Consider the following 10,888-nt stretch of genomic DNA (forward strand, 5'->3'; position numbering starts at 1 on the left):
GAACAGATTGGCGGTTTTCTGCGCGCACCGCTTGCGAAACCATCGGGGCGCCCGGTCGCCGGGCAGGGGCGGGCGGTGCTACTGGCTGCGCGGTGCGCTGCGAAAACATCTGTCTGCCACACCAGCGGCCCATCTGTTGGTGGAGGCACCGAAACAATCGTGCAGAGAATCCGCTGCAATCACACTGCCCAAGGCAAGCCGGCCCAACATTGAAAAACCGCCCTGCGGGGCATGGTCACGATCAAGCAATTGCCCTTCCGGCAGGGTATGTGCACCCAGACCCTCGGCGATGGGGTGGATCATTCCCGCCTCAACGCAGCCACGCACCAAGGGGTCACTGACCTGAGCAAGGTCGGGACTTGGAAGAACCGCGTCCACCATCACGGATGCCAGCATGCCGTCATCGCCTTCAATCAGGTGCCAGCCTTTTGAGGTCAGCAGGACGGCAGGGTCCGCGACCGTGCACAGGCTGACCATGCCCATGTCGATCAGGATCAACAATTCCTGCGCCGCCGACACAGGGGGGCCATAGCTGTAGCGTTTTAACCCTTCGTCAAAGCCCACCAGCGCTGCAGCCGTGGGCGTTTTGTGACGTACCGCGTTAACACCCCTGCGCAGTTCGTTTTGCCATTTGCGCCAGAGTTGTCCGATTGCATAGCCAATCGACGGTGGGACGCGGGCCTGCGCCATTTCTACACTAGACCTGAGCGCATCAAGCGCCACGGATGTTTCCTGAGCACCGGGTGTGTCGCATTCGACCTCCAGCCAATCCTCGACATCGCGTTGTGTTGCCGAGCTGTCGAGTGATCCCAAAATGCGCGTCGCGGGCGCGATGAGCGCCTGACAGAGCCGGGCAAGTGCGTCACGTGGTTCAAGATCAAGCGTATCTTTCAACGCTGTGGTGAACGCGCGGGTTTCTTCGGGGGTCGGATCGTATTGTGCATCCACTTTTGCTGTCGCAGGCTTGGCCGCGGGCGGGAAGCCGTCCAACGAAAAGGGCAGGATCCTGTGCGGTTCTTTACCGGATGCAATATAACTGCCGTTTTCGAACCGACCGCCAAGCCCCCAAGTCAACATGCGCAAGACATCAAGCGTCGAAAGCCCCAGCCCGCGGATGGCCACGGTTTGTCCCGCCCAGTCAGCGGCGCGTTCGATCAGCCGGTTTGCCGGATAGGCCGAGGTTAACGCGACCCCCTGCGCAGTGGCAAAATCGGTCCAACGCGCAAGTTGCGGGTCTGGTTCGGTTTGCGGCTGCCCTTGCGTAAGCAACACCTCGTCATAGGGACCATGTCGTTTGTCACCCGCTTGTAGCCACCACCCTGTCGCGCTCTGCGCTGCGCCGGTGATCAAGGTATCTGTGGTGGTGATAGTAAATTTTCCCTTACCGGCCTCGCACAGCGCTTTGAAGCGGGCATTCAGATAGGCCCCAAGGTCTGAGCGCGGTGGGTAGTCTTCGGGCTGGTAGGACGTCGACGACCATTCATCAAAGGGTTTGATCCGATCCGAAAGGATGCCCGGCGGGTCGATATCCAATGCGCGGATGGGGATGTTCAATATGCAATGGGGCGATTGGTCTGGATCGAAATTCGGGCCGGCCGCAGGCCATTCGAAGGGATCAAAAATGTCGATTGTGACGTCTGCGTTCTTTCGTTGGGCTTCGATCAGCAGCGCCTCAAGTGCACCAAGGCCACGTGGACCGAACCCGATCACGGCCAAACGACACTGCGGGATAGAAGGTGACGGCATTGTGTGATCCTAAATATCAAAGCGCGTGCACGGATACGCCCGACCCGCACGCCAAGGAGCGGGGGCGGCCCGTTCAAAAAGGCATGAGAAACCCAAAAGTAACGGTTCAACCCGCAAAGGCGCGAAATGTTCCGACTGCTTTGCGTTAAAGCGGGAAATGTGCGCGGGCGATAAGCCCTGCCGCGTTCCATTCCAGTGTCAGCGCACCGCCTACCGCTTCGATCAGGTCATTGATGATCCTTGATCCGCTTTGCCGTTCCGGTTCCACGACAGGGGGGCCGTCATTTTCCTGCCACGTCAGGCGCAGCATCTGATCCTCATCGTCAAGTGCGACGTCCCACGTCAGTTGGACCGTGCCTGTCGCAACGCCCAAAGCACCGTGTTTGATCGAGTTTGTCGCCAGCTCGTGTAGGCCAAGCGCAATGCAGGACAGCAATTGCGAGGGCAACACAACCTGCTCCCCTTCAAGACTGAATTGCGCTTTTCCCTTCGGCGCATAAGCGGCCAGAATAGTGGTGCCCAACTCGGCCATCTCGACATTCGCCATCTCGTCAAGCTGGCCCACGGTTTGCAGATGCGCATCGCTTAGGGCGCGCAGCCGTTCAACCACAACTCCGCTTAAAGTTCTCGTGTCATCCTCTTCACGCGCCGTCATTTCGATTACCACGGCCATGACATTCACAATATTGCGCAGCCGGTGGATCAGCTCTGCATCGGCCAGCGCCCGCGCGCGCTTTTCAGCTTCGCGTTTCTCGCTGACATCCAGTTGCGAGCCGAAAAAGTACATAACCTTGCCGTCATCATCCATGATCGGGCCAATTTGCAGGGCGTTCAGAAAACTGGATCCGTCCTTGCGGTAGTTCACGATCTCGACGGTTTCGACCTGTTGCGCATCGATGGCGCGGCGCACGGCGTTGACGCTTTCTGCTGTGGTGCCGGTTCCTTGTAGAAAACGACAGTTCTTGCCGATGACCTCGTCTTTGGAATAACCGGTCAGGGCCATGAATGCGTCATTCGCAAATACGATCGGATTGTCAGCGACGTTCGGATCGGAAATGCAAAGTGGAATGCGGGCATGGCGCACTGCCTGCGCAATTGCCCTGTCGTTTTTCAGATCCCAACGGGGTTTGCTTTTCAAGATTTCCAAATCAGTACCATCTTCTTTTGACCTTACCCATCGTGAGTGCCGTTTATGAGTAGTCAATCATTAAGACGCAGCGCTATGAGGTCTGGGAAGAATACACTGGATTTGTGAGGGCTGGCAACAGGTGCTCTGCGGCCAACCGCGCGGGGTCAGGCGGTCAGGTTGACCGTTACCTTTCCAAGGCCTGACATTTCGACCACGATTTCGCCTGCACCTTGCTTGAACAGGATTGGGCTGTGCGTACCGCAAAGCACCACCTGACCAGCCGCAAGCGTCAGACCACGCGCAGCAAGATGGTTCGCGATCCACGTGACCGCAGCCAGCGGATCTTGCGGCGCACCGCCGGTTACATCGTGGCGCACCTCACCGTCGATCGTGACAACCGTGTGCACTGTGCTGGCATCAAGCTGGTCCGGCGCAACGCCGTCAGTGCCGCAGACGGCGCCAACATTTGAAATATTCTGTGCGATGGCGTCCGGGATATGGGTGTTGGGCATGTCGGTTTTGCGCATGTCCAAAAGTTCGATCCCCGCAACGAAGCCGTCAATCGCGCTTGCCACCACTTCAGCCGAAAAGGGGGCATCTGCCGGATCAAGTGTGGTCTTGATCAGCGCTGCGATTTCGGGTTCGAAGGCAAATTCGATATAATCATCAGCGCGCAGGGAGGCCGTGTCGCTGTGGCGCTGGGCACTGAAAACGCGGCCGGTGGCGGGTTCATCCAACTTGAACCGCTCCATCAAGGCGGCAGAGTTTGCCGCGATCTTCCAGCCCCCGACCGCGCCTAAGTTGCCCGCGTAGAGCAAGCCGGATGTTACGATGTCCTGTATTTCATAGGCTTGTTCAACGCTGCGCGCAGGCGTGGTGCCATAGCCGTTGAACGGTGCGCCGGTTTTCAAGTCCTGTACGATCCTTTTGGCAACTTCCGCAGCATTCGTCATGTCAGCATCCTTTTGAAATCTTTGATCCAGCCCAAGCCTTCGGCTGTCGTTTTGAGGGGGATATATTCCGCGGAAACCGCACCGTCATACCCTGTGTCGCGCAGTGCTTCGAAAGCAGCGGCAAAGTTGATTGTCCCGGTGCCGGGTTCATGGCGCCCGCGCGTGTCGGCGAATTGAACATGGCCGATGCGCGCGCCCGCACGCCGGATCGCGGCCGGCAAATCGGGTTCGGTCAGAGCCATGTGATATAGGTCGAATTGCAAGGCGAGGTTGGGATGATCCACGGCATGCAAGACGGCCAAACCCTCATCCAGTCCCGATACGAAAAATCCAGGAACGTCGACGCGGTTGACGGGTTCCAGCATCACCTGAACGTCGATGTCGGCCATGACTTCTGCGGTGTAGATCAAGTTGCGTTCCAGCGTCGCAAGACTGTCCGCGTGCGGCGTGCCCTTGGCAGGGCGCCCCGACAGGACGTTGATCTTTTGTACGCCCAAAGCCCGCGCATTGGCGCGGCAGATTGCTACGGCAGCGTGGTAAGCGTCTTCCTGATCGGGCAGGCAGGCCAAGCCGACCGCATCGCCGGTACCGCGCGGTACGTTAATCAGCGTGACGGGCATATCGCATCGCAGAGACGCGGCCTTGATCTCTTCAAGTGCGCCGGTTTCGGGGAATTGAATTTCCACACCCGCAAAACCGGCATCCCGTGCGGCCTGCACACGCTGCGGCATGGGGACTTCTTGAAACATCATCGACAGGTTGGCGATCAAGTGCATCTGCGGCCCCTCAAATTCATCGTTGACAGAAAACGGCATAAAGTGATTTGGTTCAAGCAGAAACATTCTACTAAGAAACTTTCTTTGGGGGTGCCTTTATGGCCGAAACGACCAAAATGCCGTTGCGTTCGCGTATTACAACCGATGGGATCGACCGCAGCCCGCACCGCGCGTTCATGCATGCGATGGGGCTGGATGATGCTGCCATCGCCAAGCCGATGGTGGGCGTGGTCAGCCAGAAAGGGGAAACGACCCCTTGTAACATGACCCACTACGCGCAGGTCGAATACGCCAAGGACGGGATCAGCATGGCGGGCGGGACACCGCGCGAATTCACCACCATTTCGGTGTCTGACGGGGTCGGAATGAACCACGAAGGCATGAAGTTCAGCCTTGTCAGTCGCGAGATCATCGCCGACAGCATCGAAGCGGTGATCCACGGCCACGCCTATGACGGAATCGTTGGGTATGGCGGCTGTGACAAAACATTGCCCGGTGTGATCATGGGCATGGTGCGCTGTAACGTGCCGTCGGTTTTTGTTTATGGCGGTTCTGCCTTGCCGGGTCGCTTTCAGGGACGTGACGTCAGCGTTCTGGACACTTACGAGGCCGTCGGCGCCGTGCAAGCGGGCACCATGAGCCATGACGAACTGACCCAGCTGGAAGAAGCCTGCAAGCCGACCATTGGGGCCTGCGCGGGTCAGTTTACCGCAAACACGATGGCGATGGTGTCAGAGGCTTTGGGGCTGACGGTGCCCAATTCTTCCATGATCCCCGGGGTATATTCAGAACGCAAAGGGGTGGGGCAGCGCGCCGGCGCATTGGTGATGGATTTGATCGAAAACGGTGGTCCCTTGCCGCGCGATATCGTGACCCGCAAGGCGTTGGAAAACGCCTGTGCCATTGTCGCCGCGACAGGTGGCTCGACAAATACAGCGCTGCATATTCCGGCCATCGCCCATGAGGCGGGTATCAAGTTCACCGCGGATGACGTCGCCGAGGTGCTTCAGCGCACCCCGTTCATCGGCAATCTGCGCCCCGGTGGCAAATACCACGCCAAAGATGTTTACGAAATCGGTGGCGCGCATGTCGTGATCAAGGAGTTGATCGCCAACGGCTTTATGCATGGTGACACGTTGACGGTGACAGGACGCACGCTGGCCGAAGAAGTGGCTGATGCCCCCGCGCCGGATGGCGAAATCATCCGGCCGGTGTCCGATGCGATCATGGCGTCGGGCGGTGTTGTGGTGTTGAAGGGCAACCTTTGCCCCGACGGCGCTTTGTTAAAGGTGGCGGGGCTACAATCCCTGACCTTCACCGGCACAGCGCGGGTTTTCGAAAGCGAGGATGACGCCGTCGAGGCGGTACATACACGTGATTACAAGGAAGGCGAGGTTCTGATTGTGCGCAACGAAGGCCCGGTCGGCGGCCCGGGCATGCGCGAAATGTTGGGACTTACGGCGTTGATCTACGGGCAGGGCATGGGCGAAAAAGTGGCCCTGCTGACGGATGGCCGCTTTTCCGGTGCGACGCGGGGCATGTGCATCGGCCACGCGGCTCCCGAGGCCGCGACCGGCGGGCCGATGGGATTGGTGCAAAACGGCGATGTGATCACGATCGACGGCAAGGCGGCGACCATTACACTGGACGTCCCGGATGAAGAACTGGCCAAGCGCCGCACAAACTGGACCGCGCCCGAAACGCGCCACCGGGCCGGGTTGTTGTCGAAATACGCAGCAACCGTGGGGCAGGCGCATGAGGGCGCAGTCACCCATGCCGGCAACGCGCAATGGCCCGAACCCCGCACAAGAGGAACAGATAAATGACCGATACCCCAACGCTAGGCTACATCGGTACCGGCCTGATGGGTGCGCCCATGTCGGCACGCCTGTTGGATGCAGGTTTTGCTCTGACTGTGTGGAACCGCACGGCGGCCAAGGCAGAGCCGCTGGTCGAAAAGGGGGCTGCCCTTGGCGACAATCCGTCTGATGTGGCGGCAAAATCCGACATTGTGTTCATGTGCCTGACCGACACCAAAGCCGTGCAAGAAGCCGTGTTTGGTGAAAACGGGGTGGCACAGGGTGCGCGCAAGGGGGCGGTGCTGGTCGATTTCTCGTCGATCCAGCCCGAAGCGACGCGCGAAATGTCTGCGCGGCTACTCGCCGAAACCGGCATGGCGTGGATCGACGCGCCGGTGTCCGGTGGCGTGCCCGGTGCCGAAGCGGGCACGCTTGCCATCATGGCGGGCGGTGATGCTGCGGCCTTTGCAAAAGTCGAAACCGTGGTTTTGAAAATGGCAGCAAAGTTCACGCTTATGGGGGCGTCTGGTGCGGGGCAGACAACGAAGCTGTGCAATCAGGTGATCGTCGGCTGCACGATGGCGGTGCTGGCGGAAGCGGCGCGTCTTGCCACCAATGCGGGCGTTGACGCCACAAGGTTGCCCGAAGCGCTGGAGGGCGGGTTTGCGGACAGCAAGCCCTTGCAAATCTTCCTGCCCCGTATGGTCAACGCGCAGCACGAACCGCCATTGGGCCACGTTTATACCATGTTGAAGGATCTGGATTCTGTCACCGATCTTGCGCGGTCCTGCACCTCAGCGGTGCCCTTTACCGCCATGGCAGCAGAGCAGTTCAGGCTGTTGAGCGCACGCGGCGGAAACGAGGCGGATGCTTTGGAGATTTTCAAGTTGAGTGGTGCCAGTGCGCTTTAAGCGTCACCGCGCCGAGCAGGATAACGAACAGGCTGTTTTACCGATGAACCAGAGGGAGATAACGAAATGAAGATATTTACGACGTTGGCCATGGCTGCCGCACTTGGGGCCACAGCATTTTCGGCTGCTGCACAAGAGGTAAAGACGCTGAGAGTGGGATCTTGGTTGCCCCCACATCATCTGATTGTATCCGGTATTCTCGAACCTTGGGCCGCTGCGATTGAAAACGAGACCGGTAGCTCGCTGAAATTCGAAATCATGACTTCTTCACTGGGGCCGCCCCCTGCGCAATTCGATCTGTTGTTGGATCAGGCTTTCGACGTTGGGTACGGCGTTTCGGGTCACAATGCGGGGCGTTTCACTATGACGCAGGTGATGGATTTGCCCTTTATGTCGCCCGATCCATGGGCCGGTTCTGCCGCATCATGGCTGACCTATCAAAAGTTCGGGGCAGAGTATGGCGAACATGATGGCGCGCATGTTGTCGGCTTGTTTACCCACTCCAACCCCAACATCAACATGGCCAAAGGGCGCATCGAAACGCTTGCCGATCTTGAGGGCAAGACGATCCGCGTTGGCGGCAACGTTACCGGTCGGATGATGTCGGAACTGGGCGCATCGCCGGTGCAACTGCCCCCGACAGAGGCGCAAACAGCCATGTCGCGCGGCGTGGCTGACGGGATTACCTTTCCGTCGGAATCCATCGACTTTTTCGGCATTACGCCGGTGATTTCCTCGATCACGCGCATTCCAGGTGGTCTCTATACCGATACCTTCTGGGTCGCGTTCAATCAGGACAGCTGGGACGGGCTGTCGGACGGCGAACGCGCCGCGGTCGAGAAACATTCCGGTATGGCCATCGCGATGCTTTCCGGTTTCGCCTGGACCAATGGCGACACATATGGCGAGGAAAAGCTGAACGCGCAGGGCGTCGAGTTCATCACCTTGCCGGAAGCGGACGTGGCCGCAGCGCGTGAAAAGCTGAAACCGCTTGAAACCGAGTGGTTGGCGCAAGCCGGCGATCGGGGATACGATGGCGAGGCAATCCTGCAATACGCCCGCGACATGGTCGAAAACTACCGCGCCGATAAATCGGTGAACGTGGTCAAGTAACTGCGGCGGCGGCACCGGTTGACGGTGCCGCCATTCCCCTTGATATGCGTCAAAACGCCAGCGAGGCCCCCATGACATCCGCTATTTCCATTCTCGACAGGATTTCCCTGCTGCTGGCATGGCTGTCCGGCCTGATCGCGTTTTTCGTGATGGCCGTCACCTTTACCGGTGTCGTCATGCGATACGGGTTGCGCAAACCGCTGATGGGCGGGTTTGAAATGATCGAGATCGGCATGGGGCTGATTGTCTTTACGGCCTTGCCGCTGATGATCCGCCATCGTGGCAATATCTCTGTGACGATCCTTACCGATAGGTTTCCGGTGAAACTGCGCCAGATTACCGGTTTGATGTCTGATCTTGTGGGCGGTACCCTGATGGGGTTCATCGCATGGCGGGTGTGGCTTCAGGGTGAACGCCTGCTGACCTATAACGAGGTGACGATGGAATTGCGTGTGCCCAAAGGGCTGATCGCGCAAAGCATGGCCGTGTTGCTGGTATTTGCCGCGCTGGCGTTCTTTTTATGTGCGCTTGAAGCCTTCAGGCGCGATCCGGCGGATAAGACCACAGCGGCAGGGGACATCTGATGGGCGTTTGGGAAATCTCTGCCATCGCTTTTGGCGGTGTCTTTGTCATGATGATGGGCGGCATGCCGATTGCGATCGCGATGTTGTTGGTTGGCCTGTCCGGCATCTGGATCAACATATCCGAGCGCAAGGCGATGGGCATGATCGGCCAACTGCCAATCAATGCCACGATGTCATATGAACTGTCTGTGCTGCCGATGTTTATCCTGATGGGCGTCTTCGTGACGCGCGCGCGTATGTCCGAAGACCTGTACCGGCTGTGTCATGGTTTCGTGGGCCATATGCGCGGTGGGCTCGCGGCGGCGACGATCCTTGCGTGCGGCGGTTTTTCGGCGCTCAGCGGGTCATCACTGGCCACGGCGGCAACGATGGCAAAGGTCGCCGTGCCCGAAATGCGCCGCTATGGCTATGCCGACGGTTTTGCCGCCTCTGCGGTTGCGGCGGGTGGTACCTTGGGTATCCTCATCCCGCCTTCCGTTATTCTGGTGCTCTATGGCATTGCCACGGGCACTGACATTGGTTCGCTGTTCATCGCCGGCATTTTGCCGGGCGGTTTGGCAATCCTTCTTTATCTGGTTGCCATCCGCATCACCGCCCAGATCGACCCAAGCTGCGCGCCCGCTGCACCGCGTGCGGACTGGCATGAACGGGCGCGGTATCTGCGCAGTGTTGGGCCCATCCTGCTGTTGTTCATCGGCATCATCGGCGGGCTTTATAAAGGCGTGTTCACCCCCACCGAAGCGGGGGGTGTCGGGGCCACCGGCGCATTGGCCTTTGCGCTGTGGCGGCGCGCCTTGTCGTGGGAAGGGCTGGTAGGATCATTGGTTGAAACGGTCCTGACAACGGCCAGCCTGTTTCTGGTCTTGATCGGGGCTTTGGTCTTTTCCAACTTCATGAACCTGATCGGCCTTCCCTCAGCTTTGTCCGAGCTGATCCTTGCGCAGGGGCTTGGGCCAACAGCCGTGATCCTGATGATCCTCGTGATCTATCTGTTTCTCGGCATGTTTATGGAAAGCCTGTCGATGATCCTGCTGACCGTTCCGATTTTCTTTCCCATTGTGACGCAGCTCGGGTTTGACCCGGTCTGGTTTGGCATCTTTGCCGTTATGGTGACGGAACTTTCCCTGATTACCCCGCCTGTCGGATTGAACCTGTTCGTGATCAAATCAGTAATCAAGGATCTGTCAGTGGGGGACATGTATCGTGGTATTTTACCTTTCGTTCTTGCCGATATCGTCCGGATCGTTATCATCATAGCCTTCCCTTGGATCGTCATGGTCCTGCCATTGATGGCGCGCTGATAATGGCTGATGAAAACCTTCCCGACCCCAAGGACGAAACACCCGGCACTGCTTTGTCTTTCGAAACCGCCCAAGCGCCGGACAGTGCGACACTGGATCACGGCATCCTGCACGAATTTATCGGCATGTACCTGCGGCGCGCCTATGAGGTGGCCTATGAGGATTTCCGCGCGCGGTTGGGGGGGGATGCCCTGCATCCGGGGTATTTCACGATCCTGACCCTGATTGTGCGCAATCCGCGCATCAGTCAGACCCAGATCGGTGCCGCCTCTGCGCGGGACAAATCCAGCGTCACCAAAGCGTTGCGCTGGATGGAGGACGAAGGGTTCATCACGCGGCTACGTTCGGACGCGGACCGGCGTATTTATCTCAGCACCGCAACCCAAGCCGGGATCGAGCTGCAAGCGCAGATGGAAGCCAAAGCGGTCGGCCACTTGCAAGCGCTCTATGATGCCATCGGCGACGACCGATACACGGCCTTTGTCGATACGATGAAGGACCTGATCAGCAGTCTGGAAACACAGGCCGCAAACCGGGAAGAGTAAGCACGGCGACCGTCGCGCTGAAGGGGCGGCA

General features: G+C 58.8%; 10 protein-coding genes. 6 read left to right on the top strand and 4 right to left on the bottom strand.

What is annotated here, in order from left to right:
* Window positions 1-78: 78 nt before the first annotated feature.
* From Z947_RS0111080 to Z947_RS0111095, 4 genes are all read right to left on the bottom strand, one after another.
* Window positions 79-1,746: an FAD/NAD(P)-binding protein gene (locus Z947_RS0111080; RefSeq protein ID WP_025044376.1), complete on the bottom strand. Its 1,668-nt coding sequence runs from the start codon at window positions 1,744-1,746 to the stop codon at window positions 79-81.
* Between the two features lie 145 nt (window positions 1,747-1,891).
* Window positions 1,892-2,893, bottom strand: coding sequence for a PAS domain-containing protein (locus Z947_RS0111085; protein ID WP_025044377.1), 1,002 nt, complete (start codon window positions 2,891-2,893; stop codon window positions 1,892-1,894).
* 146 nt (window positions 2,894-3,039) lie between these two features.
* Window positions 3,040-3,828: a 2-keto-4-pentenoate hydratase gene (locus Z947_RS0111090; RefSeq protein ID WP_025044378.1), complete on the bottom strand. Its 789-nt coding sequence runs from the start codon at window positions 3,826-3,828 to the stop codon at window positions 3,040-3,042.
* Window positions 3,825-4,604 carry a hydroxypyruvate isomerase family protein gene (locus tag Z947_RS0111095; RefSeq protein ID WP_025044379.1) on the bottom strand — a complete coding sequence of 260 codons (780 nt, stop codon included), beginning with the start codon at window positions 4,602-4,604 and terminating at the stop codon, window positions 3,825-3,827. The genes Z947_RS0111090 and Z947_RS0111095 overlap by 4 nt, the downstream gene beginning before the upstream one ends.
* A gap of 98 nt (window positions 4,605-4,702) precedes the next feature.
* Here Z947_RS0111095 and ilvD point away from each other — a divergent pair, with 98 nt between their 5' ends.
* From ilvD to Z947_RS0111125, 6 genes are all read left to right on the top strand, one after another.
* Complete coding sequence (gene ilvD / locus Z947_RS0111100; protein WP_205623828.1) at window positions 4,703-6,430, top strand: dihydroxy-acid dehydratase; 1,728 nt, start codon at window positions 4,703-4,705, stop codon at window positions 6,428-6,430.
* Window positions 6,427-7,314 (top strand): NAD(P)-dependent oxidoreductase, encoded by an 888-nt coding sequence (locus tag Z947_RS0111105; protein ID WP_025044381.1) that lies wholly within the window; start codon window positions 6,427-6,429, stop codon window positions 7,312-7,314. The genes ilvD and Z947_RS0111105 overlap by 4 nt, the downstream gene beginning before the upstream one ends.
* A gap of 66 nt (window positions 7,315-7,380) precedes the next feature.
* Window positions 7,381-8,427 carry a TRAP transporter substrate-binding protein gene (locus Z947_RS0111110; RefSeq protein ID WP_025044382.1) on the top strand — a complete coding sequence of 349 codons (1,047 nt, stop codon included), beginning with the start codon at window positions 7,381-7,383 and terminating at the stop codon, window positions 8,425-8,427.
* A gap of 71 nt (window positions 8,428-8,498) precedes the next feature.
* The gene (locus Z947_RS0111115) at window positions 8,499-9,011 is read left to right on the top strand and encodes a TRAP transporter small permease (RefSeq protein ID WP_037938861.1); all 513 of its coding nucleotides are present in this window, start codon (window positions 8,499-8,501) and stop codon (window positions 9,009-9,011) included.
* Window positions 9,011-10,312, top strand: a complete 1,302-nt coding sequence (locus Z947_RS0111120; protein ID WP_037938863.1) for a TRAP transporter large permease — start codon at window positions 9,011-9,013, stop codon at window positions 10,310-10,312. Before Z947_RS0111115 ends, Z947_RS0111120 begins: the two co-directional genes overlap by 1 nt.
* 2 nt (window positions 10,313-10,314) lie before the next feature.
* Window positions 10,315-10,857 carry a MarR family winged helix-turn-helix transcriptional regulator gene (locus Z947_RS0111125; RefSeq protein WP_025044385.1) on the top strand — a complete coding sequence of 181 codons (543 nt, stop codon included), beginning with the start codon at window positions 10,315-10,317 and terminating at the stop codon, window positions 10,855-10,857.
* Window positions 10,858-10,888: the final 31 nt, after the last annotated feature.

Origin of the sequence: Sulfitobacter geojensis (assembly GCF_000622325.1) — a bacterium.
GTDB lineage: Bacteria > Pseudomonadota > Alphaproteobacteria > Rhodobacterales > Rhodobacteraceae > Sulfitobacter > Sulfitobacter geojensis.

What these genes read in the sequence shown, in the direction of transcription:
- Z947_RS0111080 (WP_025044376.1), bottom strand. Translation starts at nt 1,746, where the DNA reads ATGCCGTCACCTTCTATCCCGCAGTGTCGTTTGGCCGTGATCGGGTTC.
- Z947_RS0111090 (WP_025044378.1), bottom strand. Translation starts at nt 3,828, where the DNA reads ATGACGAATGCTGCGGAAGTTGCCAAAAGGATCGTACAGGACTTGAAA.
- Z947_RS0111095 (WP_025044379.1), bottom strand. Translation starts at nt 4,604, where the DNA reads ATGCACTTGATCGCCAACCTGTCGATGATGTTTCAAGAAGTCCCCATG.
- ilvD (WP_205623828.1), top strand. Translation starts at nt 4,703, where the DNA reads ATGGCCGAAACGACCAAAATGCCGTTGCGTTCGCGTATTACAACCGAT.
- Z947_RS0111105 (WP_025044381.1), top strand. Translation starts at nt 6,427, where the DNA reads ATGACCGATACCCCAACGCTAGGCTACATCGGTACCGGCCTGATGGGT.
- Z947_RS0111110 (WP_025044382.1), top strand. Translation starts at nt 7,381, where the DNA reads ATGAAGATATTTACGACGTTGGCCATGGCTGCCGCACTTGGGGCCACA.
- Z947_RS0111115 (WP_037938861.1), top strand. Translation starts at nt 8,499, where the DNA reads ATGACATCCGCTATTTCCATTCTCGACAGGATTTCCCTGCTGCTGGCA.
- Z947_RS0111120 (WP_037938863.1), top strand. Translation starts at nt 9,011, where the DNA reads ATGGGCGTTTGGGAAATCTCTGCCATCGCTTTTGGCGGTGTCTTTGTC.
- Z947_RS0111125 (WP_025044385.1), top strand. Translation starts at nt 10,315, where the DNA reads ATGGCTGATGAAAACCTTCCCGACCCCAAGGACGAAACACCCGGCACT.